Source organism: Streptomyces sp. RerS4, from assembly GCF_023515955.1.
Classification (GTDB): Bacteria; Actinomycetota; Actinomycetes; order Streptomycetales; family Streptomycetaceae; genus Streptomyces.
Window position 1 is genome coordinate 4,476,826 of sequence record NZ_CP097322.1, and the last position, 23,926, is coordinate 4,500,751.

At 72.6% G+C, this 23,926-nt stretch carries 23 protein-coding genes; 12 read left to right on the forward strand and 11 right to left on the reverse strand.

Annotation, left to right across the window (positions count from 1 at the left end):
- Positions 1-26 precede the first annotated feature (26 nt).
- The gene (locus tag M4D82_RS20890; RefSeq protein WP_249767487.1) at positions 27-386 is read right to left on the reverse strand and encodes a hypothetical protein; all 360 of its coding nucleotides are present in this window, start codon (positions 384-386) and stop codon (positions 27-29) included.
- A 160-nt stretch (positions 387-546) separates the two neighbouring features.
- Between M4D82_RS20890 and M4D82_RS20895 the strand changes: the two genes are divergently transcribed.
- A complete protein-coding gene (locus M4D82_RS20895; protein WP_249767488.1) occupies positions 547-1,188 on the forward strand; it encodes a nucleoside/nucleotide kinase family protein in 642 nt (213 codons plus the stop codon).
- 156 nt (positions 1,189-1,344) lie between these two features.
- On the opposite strand, the gene M4D82_RS20900 is transcribed toward M4D82_RS20895, so the two are convergent.
- Complete coding sequence (locus tag M4D82_RS20900; protein WP_249767489.1) at positions 1,345-2,040, reverse strand: SigE family RNA polymerase sigma factor; 696 nt, start codon at positions 2,038-2,040, stop codon at positions 1,345-1,347.
- A 175-nt stretch (positions 2,041-2,215) separates the two neighbouring features.
- On the opposite strand from M4D82_RS20900, the gene afsQ1 reads away from it, so the two are divergent.
- Genes afsQ1 through M4D82_RS20915 form a run of 3 tightly spaced genes read left to right on the forward strand, consistent with a single transcriptional unit; the run spans position 2,216 to position 5,041 of the window.
- Positions 2,216-2,893 (forward strand): two-component system response regulator AfsQ1, encoded by a 678-nt coding sequence (gene afsQ1 / locus M4D82_RS20905; RefSeq protein WP_180291024.1) that lies wholly within the window; start codon positions 2,216-2,218, stop codon positions 2,891-2,893.
- Positions 2,791-4,377: a sensor histidine kinase gene (locus M4D82_RS20910; protein WP_502989079.1), complete on the forward strand. Its 1,587-nt coding sequence runs from the start codon at positions 2,791-2,793 to the stop codon at positions 4,375-4,377. The genes afsQ1 and M4D82_RS20910 overlap by 103 nt, the downstream gene beginning before the upstream one ends.
- Positions 4,361-5,041 carry a GerMN domain-containing protein gene (locus tag M4D82_RS20915; protein ID WP_349637082.1) on the forward strand — a complete coding sequence of 227 codons (681 nt, stop codon included), beginning with the start codon at positions 4,361-4,363 and terminating at the stop codon, positions 5,039-5,041. Before M4D82_RS20910 ends, M4D82_RS20915 begins: the two co-directional genes overlap by 17 nt.
- 4 nt (positions 5,042-5,045) lie before the next feature.
- On the opposite strand, the gene M4D82_RS20920 is transcribed toward M4D82_RS20915, so the two are convergent.
- The 4 genes from M4D82_RS20920 to M4D82_RS20935 all read right to left on the reverse strand — a co-directional run bounded on the left by M4D82_RS20920 (position 5,046) and on the right by M4D82_RS20935 (position 9,245).
- A complete protein-coding gene (locus M4D82_RS20920) occupies positions 5,046-5,756 on the reverse strand; it encodes a LysR substrate-binding domain-containing protein (protein WP_249767491.1) in 711 nt (236 codons plus the stop codon).
- 381 nt (positions 5,757-6,137) lie between these two features.
- Positions 6,138-7,790, reverse strand: coding sequence for a phospho-sugar mutase (locus M4D82_RS20925; protein WP_249767492.1), 1,653 nt, complete (start codon positions 7,788-7,790; stop codon positions 6,138-6,140).
- Between the two features lie 55 nt (positions 7,791-7,845).
- A complete protein-coding gene (locus M4D82_RS20930; protein WP_249767493.1) occupies positions 7,846-8,652 on the reverse strand; it encodes a purine-nucleoside phosphorylase in 807 nt (268 codons plus the stop codon).
- A gap of 155 nt (positions 8,653-8,807) precedes the next feature.
- Positions 8,808-9,245, reverse strand: a complete 438-nt coding sequence (locus M4D82_RS20935) for a gamma-glutamylcyclotransferase family protein (protein ID WP_136217134.1) — start codon at positions 9,243-9,245, stop codon at positions 8,808-8,810.
- A 240-nt stretch (positions 9,246-9,485) separates the two neighbouring features.
- Between M4D82_RS20935 and M4D82_RS20940 the strand changes: the two genes are divergently transcribed.
- Complete coding sequence (locus tag M4D82_RS20940) at positions 9,486-10,925, forward strand: NAD(P)H-quinone dehydrogenase (RefSeq protein ID WP_249767494.1); 1,440 nt, start codon at positions 9,486-9,488, stop codon at positions 10,923-10,925.
- 224 nt (positions 10,926-11,149) lie between these two features.
- The gene (locus tag M4D82_RS20945) at positions 11,150-12,091 is read left to right on the forward strand and encodes a DeoR/GlpR family DNA-binding transcription regulator (protein WP_249772005.1); all 942 of its coding nucleotides are present in this window, start codon (positions 11,150-11,152) and stop codon (positions 12,089-12,091) included.
- Between the two features lie 83 nt (positions 12,092-12,174).
- Here M4D82_RS20945 and M4D82_RS20950 read toward each other — a convergent pair whose 3' ends face one another.
- A complete protein-coding gene (locus M4D82_RS20950) occupies positions 12,175-13,938 on the reverse strand; it encodes an acetyl/propionyl/methylcrotonyl-CoA carboxylase subunit alpha (protein ID WP_249767495.1) in 1,764 nt (587 codons plus the stop codon).
- Between the two features lie 376 nt (positions 13,939-14,314).
- Between M4D82_RS20950 and M4D82_RS20955 the strand changes: the two genes are divergently transcribed.
- On the forward strand, positions 14,315-14,752 hold the full coding sequence (locus M4D82_RS20955) for a hypothetical protein (RefSeq protein ID WP_249767496.1): 438 nt from the start codon (positions 14,315-14,317) through the stop codon (positions 14,750-14,752).
- Here M4D82_RS20955 and M4D82_RS20960 read toward each other — a convergent pair.
- From M4D82_RS20960 to M4D82_RS20970, 4 genes are all read right to left on the reverse strand, one after another.
- Positions 14,733-15,341 carry a nucleoside triphosphate pyrophosphatase gene (locus M4D82_RS20960; RefSeq protein ID WP_249767497.1) on the reverse strand — a complete coding sequence of 203 codons (609 nt, stop codon included), beginning with the start codon at positions 15,339-15,341 and terminating at the stop codon, positions 14,733-14,735. The genes M4D82_RS20955 and M4D82_RS20960 overlap by 20 nt on opposite strands.
- Before the next feature lie 67 nt (positions 15,342-15,408).
- Positions 15,409-15,543, reverse strand: coding sequence for a morphogenic membrane protein MmpB (mmpB, locus tag M4D82_RS34100; RefSeq protein ID WP_283844497.1), 135 nt, complete (start codon positions 15,541-15,543; stop codon positions 15,409-15,411).
- Between the two features lie 120 nt (positions 15,544-15,663).
- A complete protein-coding gene (locus M4D82_RS20965) occupies positions 15,664-15,882 on the reverse strand; it encodes an acyl-CoA carboxylase epsilon subunit (RefSeq protein WP_249767498.1) in 219 nt (72 codons plus the stop codon).
- Between the two features lie 19 nt (positions 15,883-15,901).
- Complete coding sequence (locus M4D82_RS20970) at positions 15,902-17,494, reverse strand: acyl-CoA carboxylase subunit beta (RefSeq protein WP_249767499.1); 1,593 nt, start codon at positions 17,492-17,494, stop codon at positions 15,902-15,904.
- Between the two features lie 131 nt (positions 17,495-17,625).
- On the opposite strand from M4D82_RS20970, the gene M4D82_RS20975 reads away from it, so the two are divergent.
- The 5 genes from M4D82_RS20975 (at position 17,626) to hutH (ending at position 23,872) form a co-directional block, all read left to right on the forward strand.
- Positions 17,626-18,492: a biotin--[acetyl-CoA-carboxylase] ligase gene (locus M4D82_RS20975; RefSeq protein ID WP_249767500.1), complete on the forward strand. Its 867-nt coding sequence runs from the start codon at positions 17,626-17,628 to the stop codon at positions 18,490-18,492.
- A 402-nt stretch (positions 18,493-18,894) separates the two neighbouring features.
- On the forward strand, positions 18,895-20,052 hold the full coding sequence (locus M4D82_RS20980) for an adenylate/guanylate cyclase domain-containing protein (protein WP_502988970.1): 1,158 nt from the start codon (positions 18,895-18,897) through the stop codon (positions 20,050-20,052).
- Between the two features lie 37 nt (positions 20,053-20,089).
- Positions 20,090-20,893, forward strand: a complete 804-nt coding sequence (locus M4D82_RS20985) for an enoyl-CoA hydratase/isomerase family protein (protein ID WP_249772009.1) — start codon at positions 20,090-20,092, stop codon at positions 20,891-20,893.
- Positions 20,894-21,019: 126 nt separating this feature from the next.
- Positions 21,020-22,135: a GGDEF domain-containing protein gene (locus M4D82_RS20990; RefSeq protein ID WP_249767501.1), complete on the forward strand. Its 1,116-nt coding sequence runs from the start codon at positions 21,020-21,022 to the stop codon at positions 22,133-22,135.
- Positions 22,136-22,330: 195 nt separating this feature from the next.
- Positions 22,331-23,872: a histidine ammonia-lyase gene (gene hutH, locus M4D82_RS20995; RefSeq protein ID WP_249772011.1), complete on the forward strand. Its 1,542-nt coding sequence runs from the start codon at positions 22,331-22,333 to the stop codon at positions 23,870-23,872.
- Positions 23,873-23,926: the final 54 nt, after the last annotated feature.

Sequence of the window (23,926 nt, forward strand, 5' to 3'; positions counted from 1 at the left end):
CCCGCGCTGCCGGGGTCTTCGTGTGCCTACTGCTTCGGGAGTACGGGGCCCAGCAGGGAAGACGCCGCCGCCGTCGGGAGTTCGCCGACTGACGGGCCCTGGGTCAGGACGCCCGTGACCATGCCGGTGCCCACCGACGGGAAGTCGGCGACCTTCGTCGCCACCCCGTTGTCGAGCGGGTCCACGCCCGTGTGGGCCAGCGGGTTCACCTTGAGGTTCGCGATCGGGTCGGTGACGCCCGCCAGCGCCGCCGGTACCGAGAGTTCACCGGCCTGCGCCCCGCCGGCGGCCATCGCCAGGGCCGCGCCGGCCATGGAGAGGGTCAGGCCCGCGGCGCGGAGCCGCTTCGGGGCGCCGGAGGAGTTGGGGTCTGCGTGACGTGCCATGGGTTGGGTTCCCGCCTGTGGTCGTAGTCGCGTGGCCACACAGGGTAGTGGAGCGGGCTCTCCCGATTCCAACCGGCGCCCACGGGGCGGGTGTGAGGGTTCTCGCAGCGTTCGTCTCCAGTGTGTGGATACGCCCGCTCATGCCGCACACTGGTGTCCCGTGAGCTGTTCCTCTCCTTTGCCGACGCGTGTCGTCCTGTTGACCGGCCCCTCGGGGTCCGGGAAGTCCTCGCTCGCGGCTCGCTCGGGGCTGCCCGTACTGCGCCTCGACGACTTCTACAAGGAGGGGACGGACCCGACCCTCCCGCTGGTCGAGGGCAGCTCCGACATCGACTGGGACTCCCCGCTGTCCTGGGACGCCGACGTGGCCGTCGCCGCCGTCGCCGAACTGTGCGCCTCCGGTCGCACCGAGGTCCCGGTCTACGACATCGCCACCAGCTCCCGCACCGGCACCGAGACCCTCGACATCTCGCGCACCCCGCTGTTCATCGCGGAGGGCATCTTCGCCGCCGACATCGCGGCCCGCTGCCAGGAACTCGGCCTGCTCGCCGACGCGATCTGCCTGCGCGGCCGGCCGTCGACCACCTTCCGCCGTCGCCTGCTGCGCGACCTGCGGGAAGGACGCAAGTCCCTGCTGTTCCTGCTGCGTCGCGGCCTGCGCCTGATGCGCGCCGAGCGGGGGATCGTGGCCCGGCACGTGGGCCTGGGCGCGCATCCCTGCGGTCGTGACGAGGCACTGGGCCGACTCGCCGCCGCGGCGGCCGGCCGCCACCGCTCGGCGACCGGCGTGGCCGCCTCGTAGCGACGTACGCGCCGCAGCCGTGTAGCCCGTAGCCCCGTACACAAGAGTGCGCGGGGCCGACCGGACCCCCTTTGGCCGGTCGACCCCGCGCTTTCCCCCATGGCCTCCGCCCCACCCCCGTAGGGCGGACCCCCTTGGCCGTGTGGTCTGTTCCGGCTACGCGACGAGCTCCCCGAAGGACTCCGCCTCGTCACGGCCGAAGCTCAGCACCTCGTCGTCGCGCAGCCGGCGCAGCGAGCGCCAGATGCTCGACTTCACGGTGCCGACGCTGATGCCCAGGATCTCGGCGATCTCCGGGTCGGTGCGGCCCTCGTAGTAGCGCAGCACCAGCATCGTGCGCTGCGGCTCCGGGATCCGGGCCAGTGCCTGCCACAGCACGGCGCGCAGCTCGGTGCCGCGCATCGCGTCCGTGTCGGAGGCCGTCTCCGGCAGTTCCTCGGTCGGGTACTCGTTGAGCTTGCGCCGACGCCACGCGCTGATGTGCAGGTTCGTCATGGTGCGGCGCAGGTAGCCGCCGACCGCGGCCTTGTCGCTGATGCGGTCCCAGGCTCGGTAGGTGGAGAACAGCGCGCTCTGGAGCAGGTCCTCGGCCTCGTGGCGGTCGCCGGTGAGGTGGAAGGCCGTCGCGTAGAGCGCGGCCCGGCGTTCCTGTACGTACGCGGTGAACTCGGCCTCCGAGGTGGAGGACGTGGTGCGCGGTGCGGGAACCGCCTGGTACTGGTTCGCGTCAATGGCTGTGACGTGCGCCGGTCGCGGACGGGCGACCGGCACCGTACGGACACCCGCCCGGCGGTTCACATCGTGCAGCCGCGTGACAACCGCGCTGGTCGTGGTGCTGTGCAGCGTGTTCATCTCGCGCCCCCCGTCGTGGAGTCTGCTTCGGTCCGTTGGTTCGATGACAGAAGCCTGCCCGCCGGACATAACCGGGGTGTCCTTCGACTGTCACAGGCCTGTCACAGCCACCCGTGGCCGGATCCGCGCCGCCCGACGGTCGAAGTCCGAAGGGTCGATGGGACAGAATGAGCGCGTGCCTTTCCTGTTGCTGATCGAGGACGACGACGCCATCCGCACGGCCCTCGAACTTTCCCTGTCACGCCAGGGCCACCGTGTGGCCACCGCGGCGACGGGCGAGGACGGCCTGAAACTGCTGCGCGAGCAGCGGCCGGACCTGATCGTGCTGGATGTGATGCTGCCCGGGATCGACGGTTTCGAGGTCTGTCGGCGGATCCGCCGCACCGACCAGTTGCCGATCATCCTGCTGACCGCGCGCAGCGACGACATCGATGTCGTCGTGGGCCTGGAGTCGGGCGCCGACGACTACGTCGTCAAGCCCGTCCAGGGCCGGGTGCTCGACGCCCGCATCCGGGCCGTGCTGCGGCGCGGCGAGCGGGAGGCGAGCGACTCCGCCGTCTTCGGCTCGCTGGTCATCGACCGTGCCGCGATGACGGTGACGAAGAACGGCGAGGACCTCCAGCTCACCCCGACCGAGCTGCGGCTGCTGCTGGAACTGAGCCGGCGGCCCGGCCAGGCGCTGTCGCGCCAGCAGTTGCTGCGCCTGGTGTGGGAGCACGACTACCTCGGCGACTCGCGGCTCGTCGACGCCTGTGTGCAGCGGCTGCGCGCCAAGGTCGAGGAAGTGCCCTCGTCGCCGACGCTGATCCGTACCGTCCGGGGTGTCGGCTACCGCTTGGACTCCCCGCAGTGATCAAGGCCCTGTTCGCGGGCCGGCGCTGGACCAGCCTGCGGCTGCGGTTGCTCATCGTGTTCGCCCTGGTCGCGCTGACGGCCGCGGTCTCCGCGTCCGGGATCGCGTACTGGCTCAACCGCGAGGCGGTGCTGACCCGTACGCAGGAGGCGGCGCTCGGGGACTTCCGTCAGGAGATGCAGAACCGGGCCGCGGCGCTGCCCGCCGAGCCGACGCCGGAGGAGCTCCAGCGCACCGCCGAGCTGATGGCGGGCAGCAGTCCGGGCTACAGCGTGCTGCTGGTGCACCGGCGCAAGGACGGCCACGAGGTGTTCGGCGCGGCCGGCGCGGACTCCTTCGGGCTGGACGACGTACCGAAGTCCCTCCAGAACGCGGTCAACGACCGGCAGAAGACGACCGCCGCCAACGACGCCGAGTACCACATGTACTGGCAGCGGACGAAGCCGAAGGGCAACCCGTACCTGGTGGGCGGCACGCGGATCGTCGGCGGCGGGCCGACCGGCTACATGTACAAGTCGCTGGCCACCGAGCGGGACGACCTCAACGCGCTGGGCTGGTCGCTGACCATCGCCACCGGCCTGGCGCTTCTGTGCTCCGCGCTGCTCGCGCAGGCGGCGGCGCGGACCGTGCTGCGCCCCGTGCAGCGGCTCGGCGAGGCGGCGCGCCGGCTGGGCGAGGGCGAGCTGGACCACCGGCTGGACGTGTCGGGCACGGACGAACTCGCCGACCTGTCGCACACCTTCAACAAGACGGCGGAGGCGCTGGAGAAGAAGGTCGCCGACATGAGCGCGCGCGAGGAGGCGAGCCGGCGCTTCGTCGCCGACATGTCGCACGAACTGCGCACCCCGCTCACGGCGTTGACGGCGGTCGCCGAGGTGCTGGAGGAGGAGGTCGACGACCTCGATCCGATGATCGCACCGGCCGTGGGCCTGGTGGTGAGCGAGACGCGACGGCTGAACGACCTGGTGGAGAACCTGATGGAGGTCACCCGCTTCGACGCGGGGACGGCACGCCTGGTCCTGGACGACGTGAACGTCGCCGACCAGGTCACCGCCTGCATCGACGCGCGTGCCTGGCTCGACGCGGTGGAACTCGACGCCGGGCGCGGGATCGTGGCCCGGCTCGACCCGCGCCGGCTGGACGTGATCCTGGCCAACCTGATCGGCAACGCGCTCAAGCACGGCGGCTCGCCGGTGCGGGTGTCGGTGGTCGTGGAGGACGAGTGGCTGGTGATCGCGGTCAAGGACAACGGGCCGGGCATCCCCGAAGAGGTGCTGCCGCACGTCTTCGACCGCTTCTACAAGGCGAGCGCGTCCCGGCCGAAGTCGGACGGCAGCGGGCTCGGCCTGTCGATCGCCGTGGAGAACGCGCACATCCACGGCGGTGACATCACGGCCGCGAACGGGCCCGAGGGCGGGGCCGTGTTCACCCTGCGGCTGCCGGTCGACGTGGGGAAGGTGATCGCCGGTGACGTGGAGGCGTAGGGCCATGGCGGGCGTGGTGGGCCTGTGCGCCCTCGGCGCGCTGACGACGGGGTGCGGGATCAGGGCGACGACCGTCCCGGTGGACGTGGGCGCGGCGCCGTCCCGGGTGTCCTGCGAGAACCCGGACGAGCCGGCGCCCGGACAGGGCGGGGTGCAGGGCCTCCGGACCACGGTGGAACTGGTGTGCGGATCGCAGCTGGTGGGCGTGGAGCGGTTGGTGCCCGTACCGGAGAAGCGGCCGGCGCGGGACGCCGTGGTGTCGGCGACGCAGGCGCTGCTGGAGGCGCTCCAGAAGGAGCCCTCGGCGGGGGAGCGGGACGCCGGTTTCACCACCGGGGTCCCGGCCGGACTGACGGCGTCCGCGCCGCGCCCGGGGGACCCGGCCGGGACGGTACGGCTCAGCCGCAAGCCGGAGGACCTGCCGCCGGTGGCGCTGTCGCAGATCGTGTGCACGCTGGCGGACAGCGACGCGGTGTCGGAGGGCCCTGGGCCGGTGGTCCTGGGCGGCCCGGACGCGGACCCGCCGCGGGCGTGGGAGTGCAGCGACGAGGTCCGCTCCCGCCCGGAGGCGGTCCCCACCCTGGGCGACGTGGTCCGCCCGGGAACGGGTGCCGATGCCGCGGCCGGCACCCCCGCGCCGACGCCGGGGCCCTCGAAGAGCTGAGCCCTTACCGGGCGGGCCCCGTGAGGCGGGTCGTCAGTTCCTCGACGAAGGCGGCCAGGCGGGGTGAGCGGGGGCCGGGGCGGGTGGCGCAGTACCAGGTGCGGGTCGCCGGCTTGGCGCCGATGCGGACCAGCGCGACGCCGTGGGAGGACGCGTACGGCGCGGCCGCCCAGTTCGGCAGGATCGCCACGCCCTGCCCGCCCGCCGCCATCTCGATGACCAGGTCGGTCACCAGCGGCATGGTGGTGATCCGGGCCGGCCGGGCGCCCGGCGGGAGCGGCAGCGGCGCCGAGGGGATGCGGCTCTGGTCGTAGACGTCGTAGAGCACCAGGTCCACGCCCGTGAAGTCGCGCGCCGTCACGTGCGTACGGGACGCCCAGCGGTGTCCGGCGGGCACCACGGCCACCATCTCGTCCTCGAACAGCGGGGTCAGTTCCACCCGGTCCATCTGCGCGTCCGGCTTGGTGACGAGCGCGACGTCGACGAGGTCGGCGAGGAGCGCCGGGATCGGCGCGTCGTCGGCGACGGTGACGATCCGCACCTCGGTGTCCGGCTCCCGCTCGCGGAAGGCGCGCAGGACGGGCGGCAGCCACGGGAAGGTGGTGCTGCACCGCGCGGTGAAACGCACCCGCCGGTCCCGGCCGTCACGGATCTCCCGCAGGTCGCGGGTGGCTGACTCCAGCTCGCCGAGGACGTGCCGCGCGGCGACGAGCATCAGGAGTCGCCGAAGGCGATCGCGTAGCGACGCGACCGAAGGGAGCACTCTTGACGGGCCGGCACGAACCGGAAGGACGATCGGACTGACGGGAAACCCCCGAACCCGCTGTGAGACCGGCCTGCCGAAACACCGCCGTCGACGGGCCCGGGACTCTGCCCCGCTCCGCGCGGCTTGGCGCCGGCCGTGTGTACCGTCCCGCCTGGGGGGGGCGGGTGGGCAGCCACCGACCCGCCCCCGGGGGTCGAGGGGGTGATAGCGGGCCCGCGCCGGGTGGGCGACGGGCCGATAGCGGCCCCGCCGCGGGCCACGCACGGCAACGGCCCCCTCGGTGGCTTGCACCGAGGGGGCCGTCCGGGGCCGGCGTGGAGACGGGCCGGGTCAGATGCCCATCGCGGAGGCGAGGTCCTTCTTGAGGGAGTCCAGGACGCCCTGGGCCGTCGCGCGGGCCGAGGTGAGGTCGGAGGCTTCGGCCACCGGGACCACGACCTCCAGGTAGCACTTCAGCTTCGGCTCCGTGCCCGACGGGCGGACGATCACGCGGGCCTTGTAGTCGCCCTCCAGGTAGTAGCGGAGGCCGTCCGTGGGCGGGAGCGACTCCGTGCCCTTGGCCAGGTCCTCCGCCGTGACGACGCGCAGGCCCGCCAGGGACACCGGCGGGCGCGCCCGCAGCGCCGCCATCGCCGAGGCGATGATCGACAGGTCCGAGACGCGGACCGACAGCTGGTCGGTGGCGTGCAGGCCGTGGGCCATCGCCAGGTCGTCCAGCAGGTCGCTCAGGGTGCGGCCCTGCTCCTTCAGCACCGAGGCCAGTTCCGCCACCAGCAGGGCGGCCGTGATGCCGTCCTTGTCGCGGACGCCCTCGGGGTCGACGCAGTAGCCGAGCGCCTCCTCGTAGCCGTAGCGCAGGCCCTCGACGCGGGAGATCCACTTGAAACCCGTCAGGGTCTCCTCGTGGCCCACGCCCGCCGCCTGCGCGATCCGCCCCAGGAGGGAGGAGGAGACGATCGACTCGGCGAAGACGCCCCGGGCGCCCTTGTGGACCAGGTGCGCCGCCAGCAGCGCGCCCACCTCGTCGCCGCGCAGCATGCGCCAGCCGCCGTTGTCCGGTACCGCCACCGCGCAGCGGTCGGCGTCCGGGTCGTTCGCGATGACGATGTCCGGACCCACCTCGGCGGCCTTCGCGAAGGCCAGGTCCATCGCACCCGGCTCCTCCGGGTTGGGGAACGCCACCGTCGGGAAGGCCGGGTCCGGCTCCGCCTGCTCGGCGACCAACACCGGCGTCGGGAAGCCGTGCCGGGCGAAGGCCGCCATGACCACGTCCTTGCCGACGCCGTGCATGGCCGTGTAGACGGTCCGCACGCCGCGCGGGGAGCCCGGCGTCAGGACGGCGTCCGTACGGGCCAGGTAGGCCTCCAGGACCTCGTCGCCGAGCTGCTCCCAGCCGGACTCCGGCCGCGGGACGGAGGCGAGGGCGGTGACCTTGGCGATCTCCGCCGCGATCTCGGCGTCCGCCGGGGAGACGATCTGCGAGCCGTCGCCGAGGTACACCTTGTAGCCGTTGTCCCGGGGCGGGTTGTGGCTCGCGGTCACCTCGACGCCGGCGACGGCGCCCAGGTGCCTTATGGCGTACGCGAGGACGGGCGTCGGGAGGGGGCGGGGGAGTACGGCCGCGCGCAGCCCGGCGCCGATCATCACGGCCGCCGTGTCACGGGCGAAGTCCGCCGACTTGTAGCGCGCGTCGTATCCGACGACGACCAGGCCGCCGTCGTGCCCCCGCGCCTTCAGGTAGGCCGCCAGGCCCGCCGCCGCCCGGATGACCACGCCGCGGTTCATCCGCATCGGACCCGCGCCGATCTCGCCGCGCAGTCCGGCGGTGCCGAACTGGAGCGTGCCCGAGAAGCGGTCCGCGAGCTCCGCGGTGTCGCCCGCGTCCAAGAGGGCCGCGAGCTCCGCCGCGGTCTCCGGGTCGGGGTCCTCGGACAGCCAGGCCTGCGCCCGGGTGATCAGGTCGTCCTGTGCCTGTTCCTGCACGGCTTCCGCCTTACCTCTCGTACGTCGTCGATCAGAGTCGATCAAGTCGATCAGATCAGATGCGGGCCAGGACCTGCGTCAGCAGCGTGCCCATGCGGGCGGCCGAGTCGCGGCCGGCCTGGAGGACCTCTTCGTGGTTGAGCGGCTCGCCGGACAGGCCCGCCGCCAGGTTGGTGACCAGGGAGATGCCCAGCACCTCGGCGCCGGCCTCACGGGCGGCGATGGCCTCCAGGACGGTGGACATGCCGACCAGGTCCGCGCCCATGACGCGGATCATGTTGATCTCGGCCGGGGTCTCGTAGTGCGGGCCGGGGAACTGCACGTAGACGCCCTCTTCGAGGGTCTCGTCGATCTCCTTGCACATCGCGCGCAGGCGCGGCGAGTACAGGTCGGTGAGGTCCACGAAGTTCGCGCCGACGATCGGCGAGGTCGCGGTGAGGTTCAGGTGGTCGCTGATCAGGACCGGCTGGCCGGGCTTCATGCCCTCGCGCAGGCCACCACAGCCGTTGGTCAGGACGATGGTCTTGCAGCCGGCGGCGACGGCGGTGCGGACACCGTGGGCGACGGCGGCGACGCCGCGGCCCTCGTAGAAGTGGGTCCGGCCGAGGAAGACCAGCGCGCGCTTGTCGCCGATCTTGTACGAGCGGATCTTGCCGCCGTGGCCCTCGACGGCGGCGGGCGGGAATCCGGGCAGCTCGGTGACGAGGAACTCGGACTCGGGGGCGCCGAGCGCCTCGGCGGCGGGGGCCCAGCCGGAGCCCATGACGAGGGCGACGTCGTGGGTCTCCACGCCCGTCAGCTCACGGAGGCGGGCGGCTGCGGCGTCGGCGGCGGCGAAGGGGTCGGTAACAGATGCGTTCACGCCGACGAGGGTAGCCGCTCTTCGCCTACGCGCGTAGATGGCACAGCTCACGGTGTTCGGATCGTTGCCTTGTCGTTTCCACCGAATGGTTCCGTGGAGGACGGATACGACCCACCGCTATGACCCACCGCTACGACCCACCGGGCCGCCGGCCGTCAGCAGGGCCGCTTGCGCAGTTCCATCACGTAGTCGTGCGGGGCGCCCGCCGACTCGGCGGCGTCGGCGATCTCGCCCAGGTAGCGCGCGGAGGGCAGACCGCCCTCGTAGCCGTTCAGTACGTACACCCACGCGGCCTCCTCGCCGTCCAGGGTGTGGACGCGGATCCGCATCCGGCGGTAGATGTCCAGCCCGACGCCCTCCCAGCGGTCCATGGAGTCCTCGTCCAGCGGGGCGATGTCGTAGAGCGCGACGAAAACCTGCTGGCGGGGAGCCTCCACGATCGTGGCGAGCGCGCCCTCCCAGCCCATCTGCTCGCCGCCGAAGGTCAGCCGCCAGTCGTTGATCCAGCCCGTGCCGCGCAGCGGCGAATGCGGAGCGCGGCGCGTCATCAGCCGCGGGTCGAGGTTGCCGGCGTACGCGGCGTAGAGCGACATGAGGTCGAGGGTACGGGAGGGGCGCCCCGGCCCGCGTTCCCGGTCGACCCGCGGACACCGGCCCACGGACATCGGCCCACGGACATCGGCCCGCGGATGTCGATCCACGGATGGCGGGACCGGGCACGAAGCACCTTGAAGCGTGCGGGACAATGGAGGACGGAATGCATCCCCCGGGGAGACCCCCCGGATTACCGGCCGGGGCGGCAGCCGGCCGGGTAGACGTGAGGCGGACTTTTCGTGACCCGGATCGTGATCATCGGTGGCGGACCCGGCGGGTATGAGGCAGCCCTGGTGGGGGCCCAGCTCGGCGCGGAGGTGACCGTCGTCGACTGCGACGGTCTGGGTGGAGCGTCGGTCCTCACCGACTGCGTCCCCTCGAAGACCCTCATCGCGACGGCCGAGGTCATGACGACCTTCGACTCGTCGTACGAGGAACTCGGCATCGTCGTCGCCGACGACACCCCCCACATCGAGCAGGCCGCGCGCGTCGTCGGCGTGGACCTCGGCAAGGTCAACCGACGCGTCAAGCGCCTCGCGCTCGCCCAGTCCCACGACATCACCGCCTCGGTGACCCGCGCCGGCGCCCGCGTCATGCGCGGCCGCGGCAAGCTCGGCGGGCCGCAGGGCATCGACGGCACCCGGGACGTCATCGTCACCGCCGCCGACGGCACCGAGACCATCCTCACCGCCGACGCCGTGCTGATCGCCACCGGCGGCACCCCCCGCGAGATCCCCGACGCCATGCCCGACGGGGAGCGCATCCTGAACTGGACCCAGGTCTACGACCTGGAGGAGCTCCCCGAGGAGCTCATCGTCGTCGGCTCCGGCGTCACCGGCGCCGAGTTCGCCGGCGCGTACCAGGCCCTGGGCTCGCGCGTCACCCTGGTCTCCTCCCGCGACCGCGTGCTGCCCGGCGAGGACCCGGACGCCGCCGCCGTCCTGGAGGACGTCTTCCGCCGCCGCGGCATGAACGTCATCGGGCGCTCGCGCGCCGAGTCCGCCAAGCGCGTCGGCGACCGCGTCGAGGTCACCCTCTCCGACGGGCGCGTCATCACCGGCACGCACTGCCTGATGGCCGTCGGCGCCATCCCGAACACCCGCGACATGAACCTGGAGGAGTCCGGGGTCCGGCTCAAGGAGTCCGGGCACATCTGGACCGACAAGGTCTCCCGCACCTCCTCGCCCGGCGTGTACGCGGCCGGCGACGTGACCGGCATCTTCGCGCTGGCCTCCGTGGCCGCCATGCAGGGCCGCATCGCGATGTACCACTTCCTCGGCGACGCGGTGGCCCCGCTGAACCTCAAGACGGTCTCCTCGAACGTCTTCACCGACCCCGAGATCGCCACCGTCGGCTACACCCAGGCCGACGTGGACGCGGGCCGGATCGACGCCCGTGTCGTCAAGCTCCCGCTGCTGCGCAACCCGCGCGCGAAGATGCAGGGCATCCGGGACGGCTTCGTGAAGCTGTTCTGCCGGCCGGGCACCGGCATCGTCGTCGGCGGCGTGGTCGTCTCGCCGCGCGCGAGCGAGCTGATCCACCCGATCTCGATCGCCGTCGACAACAACCTGACCGTCGAGCAGATCGCAAACGCGTTCACCGTGTACCCCTCGCTGTCCGGTTCGATCGCCGAGGTGGCCCGCCAGCTCCACACGCGCAAGACCACCGGCGAGGCGTAATCCGCCTTCAACCGCCCCTCCCCCCAAGGGGGTTGGGGCGGATGGCGATTCGAGGGACGGGTGGGGGTCGAGCCCCCCGGGCGGCAACTCCAGCGCGTATACCACCTGTTGCCCTCCCGTATGGACAACTTCGGTATTCCGGCGCAAAGAGCTGAAAGCAGACGGTCGCCCGGGTTACTGTCAGTTTCGTGTTCGCTGCAGAACGTCGCCAATTGATCCTCGAAATGGTGCGCGCAAACGGTGCGGTATCGCTCCGTGAGCTCGCCCGCGTCGTCCAGACCTCCGAAGTGACCGTACGGCGGGACGTGCGGGCACTGGAGGCAGAAGGACTCCTCGACCGCCGACACGGCGGTGCGGTCTTGCCGGGTGGTTTCACGCGGGAGTCCGGCTTTCCGCAAAAGTCCCATCTCGCCACGGCGGAGAAGACCGCCATCGCCGATGTCGCGGCGAGCCTCGTCGAAGAAGGCGAGGCCGTCGTCGTCGGCGCGGGCACCACGACGCAGGAGCTGGCCCGCCGGCTCGCGCGGGTGCCCGGCCTCACCGTCGTCACCAACTCGCTGCTCGTCGCCCAGGCGCTCGCGCACGCCAACCGGGTGGAGGTGGTGATGACCGGCGGGACCCTGCGCGGTTCGAACTACGCCCTCGTCGGCAGCGGCGCCGAGCAGTCCCTCCAGGGGCTGCGGGTCTCCCGGGCCTTCCTGTCGGGGAGCGGCCTGACCGCCGAACGGGGTCTGTCCACCTCCAACATGCTCTCCGCGAGCGTCGACCGGGCGCTGGTACAGGCCGCCGCCGAGGTGGTGGTCCTCGCCGACCACACGAAGCTCGGCACGGACACCATGTTCCAGACCGTGCCGACCGACGTCATGACGCGGCTGGTGACGGACGAGCCTCCGGCGCACGACGACCGGGCCGCCACGGAACTCCAGGCCCTGGCCGACCAGGGCGTACAGATCACCGTGGCCGGTTCCGCACCGGCCTCCGGCGGCGCTCACGCCGGCGGCGCGGCCGGGGACGGTCTACAGGGACGCCGGCCCCGGCGGGAGTCCCCCCTGCCGGTCCAGCGACGCGGCGGCCCCACGGACCGGCTGCGCACCGCGCCCGCGTCGATGCTGGAGCAGCAGGCGGCGGGCGAACGCGCCCGCGTCGCCGACATGCGACGACGCTAGGCCCCGACCGGAGAGGGCTCCGGTACGGCGAAGGCCCCGTCCGGGTGTCCGGGCGGGGCCTTCGCCGTATGGCTGACGCGGGGTCAGTCCTTGATCTCGCAGATGGTGGCGCCGGAGGTGAGGGAGGCGCCGACCTCGGCGTTCAGGCCGACGATGGTGCCGGAGCGGTGCGCGTTGAGCGGCTGCTCCATCTTCATGGCCTCCAGGACGACGACGAGGTCGCCCTCGTTGACCTGCTGGCCCTCCTCGACGGCGACCTTGACGATGGTTCCCTGCATCGGGGACGCCAGGGTGTCGCCGGACGCGGCCGGTCCGGACTTCTTGGCGGCGCGACGCTTGGGCTTGGCACCGCCGGCGGCGGCCGTACGGGCCAGGGTCATGCCCAGCGAGGACGGCAGGGAGACCTCCAGGCGCTTGCCGCCCACCTCGACCACGACGGTCTCGCGACCCGGCTCGTCCTCGGTGTCCTCGGCCGCCGGAGCGACGAACGCGGGGATGTCGTTGACGAATTCGGTCTCGATCCAGCGGGTGTGGACGGTGAACGGGGTGCCGTCGGTGGGGGCGAAGGCGGGGTCGGTGACCACGGCGCGGTGGAAGGGGATGGCGGTGGCCATGCCTTCGACGCGGAACTCCTCCAGGGCGCGGGAGGCGCGCTGGAGGGCCTGCTCGCGCGTGGCGCCGGTGACGATGAGCTTGGCGAGGAGGGAGTCCCAGGCGGGGCCGATCACGCTGCCGGATTCGACGCCGGCGTCGAGGCGCACGCCGGGGCCGCTCGGGGGTTGGAAGGTGGTGACGGTGCCGGGGGCGGGCAGGAAGCCGCGGCCGGGGTCTTCGCCGTTGATGCGGAACTCGATGGAGTGGCCGCGCAGGGCGGGATCGTCGTAGCCGAGAGCCTCGCCGTCGGCGATGCGGAACATCTCGCGGACGAGGTCGATGCCGGAGACCTCTTCGGTGACGGGGTGTTCGACCTGGAGGCGGGTGTTGACCTCCAGGAAGGAGATCAGACCGTCCGCGGAGACCAGGAACTCGACCGTGCCGGCGCCGACGTAGCCGGCCTCCTTCAGGATCGCCTTGGAGGCGGCGTACAGCTCGGCGTTCTGGGCTTCCGTCAGGAACGGCGCCGGGGCTTCCTCGACGAGCTTTTGGTGGCGGCGTTGGAGGGAGCAGTCGCGGGTGGAGACGACGACGACGTTGCCGTGGGAGTCGGCGAGGCACTGGGTTTCGACGTGGCGGGGCTTGTCGAGGTACTGCTCGACGAAGCATTCGCCCCGGCCGAAGGCGGCGACGGCCTCGCGGACGGCGGAGTCGTAGAGCTCGGGGACCTCTTCGAGGGTGCGGGCGACCTTCAGGCCGCGGCCGCCGCCGCCGAAGGCGGCCTTGATGGCGATGGGCAGGCCGTGCTCGCGGGCGAAGGCGACGACCTCGTCGGCTCCGGAGACGGGGTCGGGAGTGCCGGCGACGAGGGGGGCGCCGGCGCGCAGGGCGATGTGGCGGGCGGCGACCTTGTCGCCGAGGTCGCGGATGGCCTGGGGCGGGGGGCCGATCCAGGTCAGTCCGGCGTCGATGACGGCCTGGGCGAAGTCGGCGTTCTCCGAGAGGAAGCCGTATCCGGGGTGGATGGCGTCCGCGCCGGAGTCGGCGGCGGCCTGCAGGACCTTGGAGATGTCGAGGTAGCTGGCCGCCGGGGTGTCACCGCCCAACGCGAAAGCTTCGTCTGCCGCGCGGACGTGCAGGGCGTCCCGGTCCGGATCGGCGTAGACGGCTACGCTCGCGATCCCGGCATCCCGGCAGGCCCGAGCAACGCGGACAGCGATTTCGCCACGGTTGGCGATGAGCACCTTGCGCACGATGGCTCCCTCCTTGAAACAAGCTGAGTTTAGGGATAGGCAACACGGCCTTTCGACCCTTCCCCGGAGGTGAGCTTGCCCACACAGAGCGTGACGCGGGTCTAGCCCCCGTCGGAAAAGCCCTTGTGTCGCCCCAGGTCAGGGAGATACCCAACTGCACAGTAACCCCGTCGCGTATCCAAGGTCTCTGTTCACCGGGTCACCGGCCCCCGCTGATTCTTTGTCGAGTCCCTACGAACGGCCTACGCATTCTTTGAGTGAGAGCCGTCACGGAAGGCGCCCGTAACGAAGCCGACCCGAACCCTTGTCCCGAGGTTTACTCGTTAGTAGCCTCCAGGCGTCGAACACGCCCGGGGCGTGTGGGGATGGGGGCGTCGTGCTGCGCAGACTCGTGGCCGGGCTGGGCGCGGCGGTGCTCGTCGTGGAGGCGGCGGTGCTGGTCGTCGTCCACGTGGTCCTCGGCCGGACCACCCACAACCAGTCGATGTCCATCGCCGGCATGGACCCCGACCTCATGTCGGCGGCGACCTACGGGCTCGGCGCCGGAACCGGCCTCTTCCTGCTGCTCTGCGCCGTCCTCCTGGCGCTCGCCGGCCTGCGCGACCGCCCGCCCGGCCGCTTCGCGCGCGCCCTGCTCATCGCCGCCGCCGTCCTGCACGTGCTGCTCGGCGCCCTCTCCGTCGGTCTCGTCGGGTGGGGCGCCTTCACGGCGACGATGCTGATCTTCTGCCTGCTGGTGCTGTCCCTGACGCTCTACGGGCGCGACCTGGGCCCGGACCCGCGGGACAAGCGGCTCACGCCCACAAGTCCGTGATGGACACGCCCAGTTCGCCCAGCAGGGAGCGCAGCAGCGGCAGGGAGAGCCCGATCACGTTGCCGTGATCGCCGTCGATCCCGTCGATGAACGGCGCCGACAGGCCGTCGAGGGTGAAGGCCCCGGCCACGTGCAGAGGCTCCCCGCTCGCGACGTACGCCGCCACCTCCGCGTCCGTCGGCTCGCCGAAGCGGACCGTCGTGGACGCCGTGGCCGAAACCCGCCGCCCGTTCGTCGTGTCGATGACGCAGTGCCCGGTGCGCAGGACGCCCGCCCGCCCGCGCATCGCCTTCCAGCGCGCGGTGGCCTCCGCCGCGTCGGCGGGCTTGCCGAGCGCCTCGCCGTCCAGCTCCAGCACGGAGTCGCAGCCGATCACCAGGGCGCCCGCGGCCTCCTCCAGGCCCGCCACGACGTCCGCCTTGGCCTCGGCGAGGGCCAGCGCCAGGTCGGCCGGGTTGTCGTGGTTCAGGGTGTCCTCGTCGAAGCCGCTGACGATCACGTGCGGGGCGAGCCCGGCCTGCCGCAGCAGGTTGAGCCGGGCGGGGGAGGCGGAGGCGAGGACAACGGTGCGTACGGTCATGCGGGCCATCGTAGGACGGCCCGCGCGGCGGGCTCCCCGGAAGTCTTCCCAGGGGGCTCCCGGAAGCCAGGGGCTCCTAGAAGGGGGCCACGCCCAGCACGTACACGGCCACCACCATCGCCAGGGCGAGCACCAGCAGCAGCCGGCGGAGCATCGCCTGCGCGTCGCGCATGTCCTTCGGCGGCTCGTTCTTCGGGTCTGACCAGAGCATGCCCCGATCCTGGCCCGGGTACGACGGTGGCGCCTGAGTACGGGTACTCAGGCGCCACCGTGCGTTCGCGCCATCTTCACGCGGTCTCAGCCCAGGGCCCGCCCGGGGCCCCGCGCGGTCTCAGCCCTGGCCGGGCCAGTACGTACGCGTCCACGCGCGCGGCCCCGGCTGCGGCACGCGCCGGCGTGCCACGCGGGCGGGCGAGGCCCACTCGTCCCGGATCCGGGGCGCGGCGCCCGAGGCGCCGGAGGCCAGCGCCGCCGCGCGCGCTTGGACCACCGCCAGTGCGGCGGCCAGCTCCTCGGGGGTCGGGTTGCCCTTGACGACCTTGATCACCACTGCGTCCTCCCGGACGGCGTTAGAGGGGGATGTTGCCGTGCTTCTTCGGCGGCAGCGACTCCCGCTTGGTGCGCAGCTGCCGCAGCCCCTTCACCACGTGCGCCCGGGTCTCGGACGGCATGGTCACCGCGTCGATGTAGCCGCGCTCGGCCGCCGTGTACGGGTTGAGCAGGGTGTCCTCGTACTCGGTGATGAGCCGTGCCCGGGTGTCCTCCACCTCCTCGGGGGCCGTCTCGGCGAGGGTGCGGCGGTGCAGGATGTTGACCGCGCCCTGGGCTCCCATGACCGCGATCTGCGCGGTCGGCCAGGCCAGGTTGAGGTCCGCGCCGAGGTGCTTGGAGCCCATGACGTCGTAGGCGCCGCCGAAGGCCTTGCGGGTGATCACGGTGATGAGGGGGACGGTGGCCTCGGCGTACGCGTAGATCAGCTTCGCACCGCGCCTGATGATTCCGTTGTACTCCTGGTCGGTGCCCGGGAGGAAGCCCGGCACGTCCACGAACGTCAGCACCGGGATGTTGAACGCGTCGCACGTGCGGACGAAGCGCGCGGCCTTCTCGGAGGCGTTGATGTCCAGGCAGCCGGCGAACTGCATCGGCTGGTTGGCGACGATGCCGACCGGGTGGCCCTCGACGCGGCCGAAGCCGGTGACGATGTTCGGGGCGAAGAGGGACTGCGTCTCCAGGAACTCGCCCTCGTCGAGCACGTGCTCGATCACGGTGTGCATGTCGTACGGCTGGTTCGCGCTGTCCGGGATCAGCGTGTCGAGTTCGAGGTCGGTGTCGCTGACCTCGGTGTCCGCCTCCTCCGGGAAGGCGGGCGGCTCGGAGAGGTTGTTCGACGGCAGGTACGCGAGCAGCGACTTCACGTACTCGATGGCGTCCTTCTCGTCCCCCGCCATGTGGTGGGCGACACCGGACGTGCTGTTGTGCGTACGGGCCCCGCCCAGCTCCTCGAAGCCGACGTCCTCGCCGGTGACGGTCTTGATGACGTCCGGGCCGGTGATGAACATGTGCGAGGTCTGGTCGACCATGACGGTGAAGTCGGTGATGGCCGGGGAGTACACGGCGCCGCCGGCGCAGGGGCCGACGATCAGACTGATCTGCGGGATCACGCCGGACGCGTGCACGTTGCGGCGGAAGATCTCGCCGTACATGCCGAGCGCGCTGACGCCCTCCTGGATGCGGGCGCCGCCGGAGTCGTTGATGCCGACGAGGGGGCAGCCGGTCTTCAGCGCGAAGTCCATGACCTTCATGATCTTCTGGCCGTAGACCTCGCCGAGGGCCCCGCCGAAGACGGTGAAGTCCTGCGAGAAGACCGCCACCGGGCGGCCGTCGACCGTGCCGTAGCCGGTGACGACGCCGTCGCCGTAGGGGCGGGTCTTCTCCAGCCCGAACGCGGTCGAGCGGTGCCGGGCGAACTCGTCCAGCTCTACGAAGGACCCCTCGTCCAGCAGCAAGGCGACCCGCTCACGCGCCGTCAGCTTGCCTTTGGCGTGTTGCTTCTCGACGGCGCGAGCGGAACCTGCGTGAGTGGCCTCCTCGACGCGGCGCCGCAGGTCCGCGAGCTTGCCCGCGGTCGTGTGGATGTCGATCGGCTCTGAGGGTTGTGACATCGGGGTCGCGGCTCCCTGTGTGGTGTCAACTGCCTGGTCAATTGCATGACCGCTGCTGGCTACTGGTGCGTAGCGTATCGGCGGGCATGGCGCTCGGCAGTGCGGCGTTTGACACACCTAATGTGGGTTGCATGACGCCAACAGATGCAGCAGCAGGGGCCTCCGCCGGACGCTGGTCGAGCCTGGACCGGCCTCCTCTCAACGCCGCGGGTCTGCGGCGGGCCCTCGTCGCCGAGGGTGGGCTGTGGACCTCCCTGGAGGTGGTCCCCGCCACCGGGTCCACCAACACCGACCTCGCGGAGCGGGCCCCGGAGCTGCCCGAGGGGGCCGTGCTGGTCGCCGAGGAGCAGACCGCCGGGCGCGGGCGCCTCGATCGGACTTGGAGCGCGCCGCCCCGGTCCGGGCTCTTCTTCTCCGTCCTGTTCAAGCCGGGCCCGGCCGTGCCGCCGGAGCGGTGGGGGTGGCTGACCCTGCTGGCCGGAGTGGCCGCCACGAGCGGGCTGTCCCGGGCGGCGGGCGTGGACACCCTGCTCAAGTGGCCCAACGACCTGCTGGTGGTGGTGGACGGCGAGGAGCGCAAGACGGGCGGCATCCTCGCGGAACGGGTCGCGGACGGGGTGGTCGTCGGGATCGGGCTGAACGTCAGCCTCACGGAGGACGAGCTGCCCGTCCCGGGCGCGGGCTCGCTGCTGCTCGCGAAGGCGACGGTGACCGACCGGGAGCCGCTGCTGAAGGCCGTACTGCGGTCCTTGGAGGAGTGGTACGGGCGCTGGCGCGACGCCGACGGCGACCCGGCGGCCTGCGGCCTCCAGGAGACGTACGCCGCCGGCTGCTCGACGCTGGGCAAGCACGTACGGGCGGACCTGCCGGGCGGGCGCACCCTCACCGGGACGGCCGAAGCGGTCGACGCGGACGGGCGGCTGGTGATCCGTACGGGCGAGGACGAGCGGGAGGCGGTGGGGGCGGGGGACGTGGTGCACCTCCGCCCCGTGCGCTGACGCCGGCCGTTGTGTGTGTGGTGGGGGGCGGGGTCCGGGTGCGGCGCCGTCCCCGGGGGCTCCGCCCCCGAACCCCGCGCCCCAAACGCCGGCGGGGCTGGATTTCGGCCGCCCCGGCAAGAGACGCCCCGGGGTGGAGGGGCGCTGCCGCAGCCTGCGCGGGCGAGTGAGCCGAAGGGGCGCTGCCCGGGGAACGGGTCCGCACGCGCGGAGGAATCCCGAGGTACGAGGGATTTCGAGCACGTGGGGACCCGTGAGTCGGGCCTATGGCGCCCCGGAGGCGAACCGAGCCCCAAAGATGGGGAGTGAGCTACGGCACACCTGCCGTATGGTTTAGGCGATCCCGGTCCCGCGGTGATCACCCGGTTCGGCAGTGCGCACGGAATGGACAGGAGGCGGCCCTTGACCGTCGACGACCCTGCGGCCGGTCCGTCCGGGTCCGGCTCCGGCGGCGGACCCGGTACCCCGATCGGGCGGGACCAGCACACGCCGCTCCACGAGGTCGACCACACGGCGCAGCCGACGGCCGACCCGCTCGCGATCCGCCTGGAGCAGCTGATCCTGGGCGCCGAACGCCGCTACACCCCCTTCCAGGCCGCCCGGAGCGCCGGCGTGTCGATGGAGCTGGCCTCCCGCTTCTGGCGGGCCATGGGCTTCGCGGACATCGGCCAGGCCAAGGCCCTGACGGAGGCCGACGTGCTGGCGCTGCGCCGGCTCGCCGGTCTGGTCGAGGCGGGGCTGCTGAGCGAGCCGATGGCGGTGCAGGTGGCGCGTTCCACCGGGCAGACCACCGCCCGGCTGGCCGAATGGCAGATCGATTCCTTCCTGGAGGGGCTGACGGAGCCCCCGGAGCCGGGGATGACCCGTACGGAGGTCACGTACCCGCTGGTCGAGCTGCTGCTGCCGGAGCTGGAGGAGTTCCTCGTCTACGTGTGGCGCCGCCAGCTGGCGGCGGCGACCGGGCGGGTGGTGCAGGTCGCGGACGACGAGGAGATGGTCGACCGGCGCCTGGCGGTCGGCTTCGCGGACCTCGTCGGCTTCACGCGGCTCACGCGGCGGCTGGAGGAGGAGGAGCTCGGCGAGCTGGTCGAGTCCTTCGAGACGACCTCGGCCGACCTGGTGGCCGCGCACGGCGGCCGGCTGATCAAGACCCTCGGCGACGAGGTCCTGTACGCCGCCGACGACGCGGCGACGGCGGCGGAGATCGCGCTTCGGCTGATCGAGACGATGGAGGCCGATCCGCAGATGCCGGAGCTGCGGGTCGGGATCGCCTTCGGCACGGTGACGACCCGGATGGGCGACGTCTTCGGGACGACGGTGAACCTCGCGAGCCGGTTGACCTCGATAGCTCCGAAGGACGCCGTGCTGGTGGACGGGGCGATGGCCCAGGAGCTGGGCCGCACGGGCGCCGCGCCGGTCTCGGAGAAGGAGGCCGAGACCGAGGAGGGCGGGGGTGCGTACCGGTTCGCGCTCCAGCCGATGTGGCAGCGGCCGGTGCGCGGTCTGGGTGTGGTGGAGCCCTGGTCGCTGACGCGTCGGAAGCCTAAGATCCCCGGGTAACGTTCGTTAACCTGTGTTCGGGGAGAGTGCCGTGGCTGTGGACGAGGTCCGTTTCGGGGAGTTCGTGGCGGTGCGGCGGCACGGCGACGGCGGGGTCGTCGCGGAGCTGGTGCTGGACCGCCCCAAGGCGATGAACGCCGTCTCCACGGAGATGGCCCGCTCGATCTCCGCCGCCTGCGCGGCGCTCGCCGCCGACGCCGGGGTGCGGGTCGTCGTCCTGTCCTCCACGCACGAGCGGGCGTTCTGCGTGGGCGCGGACCTCAAGGAGCGCAATTCCCTGTCCGACGCCGAGCTGGTGCGCCAGCGGCCGACCACCCGGGGGGCGTACGGCGGCGTGCTGGAGCTGCCGATGCCGACGGTCGCGGCGGTCCACGGCTTCGCGCTGGGCGGCGGCTTCGAGCTGGCGCTGGCCTGCGACGTCATCGTGGCCGACGAGACGGCCGTGGTCGGGCTCCCCGAGGTCTCGGTCGGCGTGATCCCCGGCGGGGGCGGTACGCAGCTGCTGCCGCGCCGGGTCGGGGCGGCGCGGGCCGCCGAGCTGATCTTCACCGCGCGGCGGGTGGAGGCGGCCGAGGCGCTGTCCCTGGGGCTCGTGGACGCGCTGGCTCCGGCGGGTGAGGACCGTACGCGGGCCCTGGAACTGGCGGCGGCGATGGCGGCGAACTCCCCGGTCGGGCTGCGCGCGGCCAAGCGGGCGCTGCGGCTGGGGCACGGCATGGACCTGGCGGCGGGGCTGGAGATCGAGGACGCGGCCTGGCGGACGGTGGCCTTCTCCGGGGACCGGGCGGAGGGCGTGGCGGCGTTCAACGAGAAGCGCCGGCCGAACTGGCCGGGGGAGTAGGCGCCTGCCGGAGGGCGGGCGGGTGGCCGCGCCGGCCGGCCGGGGCGCGGCAATGGTCACCGCGCGGCGTTGATCGTCCGCAGCGCTGATCGTACGGAATCGGACAAAACTCCCTAACCTGGGGTGATGGGAGTTGACGGGCGGCTTCGGGCCGTCGTGGGCCTCGCGCAGGCCATGGCGGCGGCCGGCGCGCCGCGGGACAGTGTCCGGGCGGCCGCGCGCGGTGCGCGGGTGGCGCTGGACGGCTCGTTCGCCGCGATCTCCGCCTGGGAGCGCGAGCACGGGCGGCTGCGGGTCCTCGTCAACGAGGGCGAGCGGCGGGCCGGCGAGGAGGAGTTCCCCGAGGACGAGTCCTACCCCGTGCACGACTTCCCGGAGATCACCGAGTTCCTCCACGAGCGGTGGGTCGGCGGCGGCGGACCGCACGCCTGGGTGGAGAGCGCGACCGACGACCGCCCCGGGCGCCGGGGCGACGTCCTGCGCCGGCGCGGACGCGGGACCTGCGTCGTCGCGCCGATCGTGCTCAGCGGGCGGGCCTGGGGTGAGCTGTACGTCGCCCGGGACGAGGGCCTGCCCGACTTCGACGGGGACGACGCCGAGTTCGCGACGGTGCTGGCGGCCGTGGTCGCGGCCGGGCTCGCGCAGAACGAGCGGCTGGAGGAGGCCCGGCGGCTCGCCTTCACCGACCCGCTGACCGGGCTCGCCAACCGGCGGGCCGTGGACATGCGGCTCGACGAGGCGCTGGAGGAGCACCGGCGGACCGGGGCGGTGGTGAGCCTGGTCGTGTGCGACCTGAACGGCCTCAAGAAGGTCAACGACACCCTGGGGCACGCCACGGGCGACCGGCTGCTGGAGCGGTTCGGGTCGGTGCTGAGCCTGTGCGGCGCGATGCTGCCGGGGGCCCTGGTGGCGCGGCTGGGCGGGGACGAGTTCTGTCTGGTGAGCGTGGGGCCGGTGGCCGATCAGGTGGTACGGGTCACCGAGGAGGTGTGCGTACGGGCCGCCGAGCTGGAATTGGGCGAGGGGGTGGCCTGCGGGGTCGCCTCCACGGGCGACCCGATCGGGCCGGTGAAGTCCTCGCGGCGGCTCTTCCGCCTCGCCGACGCCGCGCAGTACAAGGCCAAGGCCGCGCGGGCCGCGCGGCCGGTGGTGGCGGGCCGGGACACGGCGGTGGTGCGACTGGCCGACGCGGCGGCGCGGGAGCCGGCGGGCGAGCGCAGGCGCTTCCGCGGGCGGCACTAGGGGTGTCTTTCGGATCAGGCCGGATCAGGGCGCGGCACCGACCACCGCGAGCCCGGCCTGATCCAAAAGACACCCCCTGGGGGGTGTCCGACCAGAGCCCGGCCGGCGGGCGTAAGGGGTGGGGAGGCGACTCGATCGTGACAATGCCGGCTAGTGACATGAAGGGATTCAATCCGTAGGGTGCTGAATATGGATATGCACACTGTCGTGGTGGGAACGTCCGGGACCACCGCCGAGGACGTCATCGCCGTCGCCCGCGGCAACGCGCGGGTCGAGCTGTCCGCCGAGGCGCTCGAAGCGCTCGGCCGCGCTCGTGAGATCGTCGACGCGCTCGCCGCCAAGCCCGAGCCCGTCTACGGGGTTTCCACCGGATTCGGCGCCCTCGCCTCCCGGCACATCAGCCCCGAGCTGCGCGCGCAGCTGCAGCGCAACATCGTCCGCTCGCACGCCGCCGGCATGGGCCCGCGCGTCGAGCGGGAGGTCGTACGCGCCCTGATGTTCCTGCGCCTGAAGACGGTGGCCTCCGGACACACCGGCGTACGCCCCTCCGTCGCCCAGACCATGGCCGACCTCCTGAACGCCGGGATCACCCCCGTGGTCCACGAGTACGGCTCCCTCGGCTGCTCCGGCGACCTCGCGCCGCTCTCCCACTGCGCCCTCGCGCTCATGGGCGAGGGCGACGCCGAGGGCCCCGACGGCGTCGTGCGCCCCGCCGGCGAACTCCTCGCCGCGCACCGCATCGAGCCCGTGGAGCTGCGCGAGAAGGAGGGCCTCGCCCTCCTCAACGGCACCGACGGCATGCTCGGCATGCTGGTCATGGCCCTCGCCGACCTCGACACCCTCTACAAGTCCGCCGACATCACCGCCGCCCTCACCCTGGAGGCGCTGCTCGGCACCGAGAAGGTGCTCGCACCCGAGCTGCACGCCATCCGCCCGCACCCCGGCCAGGCGGCCGCCGCCGCCAACATGGCCGCCGTGCTGAAGGGTTCCGGGCTCACCGGGCACTTCCAGGAGGAGTCCGCGCCCCGCGTGCAGGACGCCTACTCCGTCCGCTGCGCCCCGCAGGTGGCCGGTGCCGGCCGCGACACCATGGCGCACGCCGCCCTCGTCGCCTTCCGCGAGCTGGCCGCCGCCGTCGACAACCCGGTGGTGCTGCCCGACGGTCGCGTGGAGTCCAACGGCAACTTCCACGGCGCGCCCGTCGCGTACGTGCTGGACTTCCTGGCCATCGCCGCCGCCGACCTCGGCTCCATCGCCGAGCGCCGCACCGACCGGCTCCTCGACAAGAACCGCAGCCACGGCCTGCCGCCGTTCCTCGCCGAGGACGCCGGCGTCGACTCCGGCCTGATGATCGCCCAGTACACGCAGGCCGCCCTGGTCAGCGAGATGAAGCGGCTCGCGGTCCCCGCCTCCGCCGACTCGATCCCCTCCTCCGCCATGCAGGAGGACCACGTCTCCATGGGCTGGTCGGCCGCGCGCAAACTGCGTACGGCCGTCGACAACCTGACGCGGATCATCGCGATCGAGCTGTACGCGGCCACCCGCGCCATCGAACTGCGCCACGGGCTCACCCCCGCGCCGGCCAGCCAGGCCGCCATCGCCGCGGTGCGCGCGGCGGGCGTCCAGGGCCCCGGGCCGGACCGTTTCCTCGCCCCCGACCTGGCCGCCGCCGACGCGTTCGTGCGCGCGGGCGCGCTGGTGGCGGCGGTGGAACCGGTGACGGGTCCGCTCGCCTGACGGAGCGCCTGACGGAGCGACAGAGAGACGGCACAGGGCCGCGTCCCCGAAGGG

What these genes read in the sequence shown, in the direction of transcription:
- M4D82_RS20970 (WP_249767499.1), bottom strand. Translation starts at nt 17,494, where the DNA reads ATGTCACAACCCTCAGAGCCGATCGACATCCACACGACCGCGGGCAAG.
- M4D82_RS20920 (WP_249767491.1), bottom strand. Translation starts at nt 5,756, where the DNA reads ATGCTCGTCGCCGCGCGGCACGTCCTCGGCGAGCTGGAGTCAGCCACC.
- M4D82_RS20945 (WP_249772005.1), top strand. Translation starts at nt 11,150, where the DNA reads ATGGTGCGCGCAAACGGTGCGGTATCGCTCCGTGAGCTCGCCCGCGTC.
- M4D82_RS20900 (WP_249767489.1), bottom strand. Translation starts at nt 2,040, where the DNA reads ATGAACACGCTGCACAGCACCACGACCAGCGCGGTTGTCACGCGGCTG.
- M4D82_RS20975 (WP_249767500.1), top strand. Translation starts at nt 17,626, where the DNA reads ATGACGCCAACAGATGCAGCAGCAGGGGCCTCCGCCGGACGCTGGTCG.
- hutH (WP_249772011.1), top strand. Translation starts at nt 22,331, where the DNA reads ATGCACACTGTCGTGGTGGGAACGTCCGGGACCACCGCCGAGGACGTC.
- M4D82_RS20890 (WP_249767487.1), bottom strand. Translation starts at nt 386, where the DNA reads ATGGCACGTCACGCAGACCCCAACTCCTCCGGCGCCCCGAAGCGGCTC.
- M4D82_RS20935 (WP_136217134.1), bottom strand. Translation starts at nt 9,245, where the DNA reads ATGTCGCTCTACGCCGCGTACGCCGGCAACCTCGACCCGCGGCTGATG.
- M4D82_RS20960 (WP_249767497.1), bottom strand. Translation starts at nt 15,341, where the DNA reads ATGGCCCGCATGACCGTACGCACCGTTGTCCTCGCCTCCGCCTCCCCC.
- M4D82_RS20990 (WP_249767501.1), top strand. Translation starts at nt 21,020, where the DNA reads ATGGGAGTTGACGGGCGGCTTCGGGCCGTCGTGGGCCTCGCGCAGGCC.
- mmpB (WP_283844497.1), bottom strand. Translation starts at nt 15,543, where the DNA reads ATGCTCTGGTCAGACCCGAAGAACGAGCCGCCGAAGGACATGCGCGAC.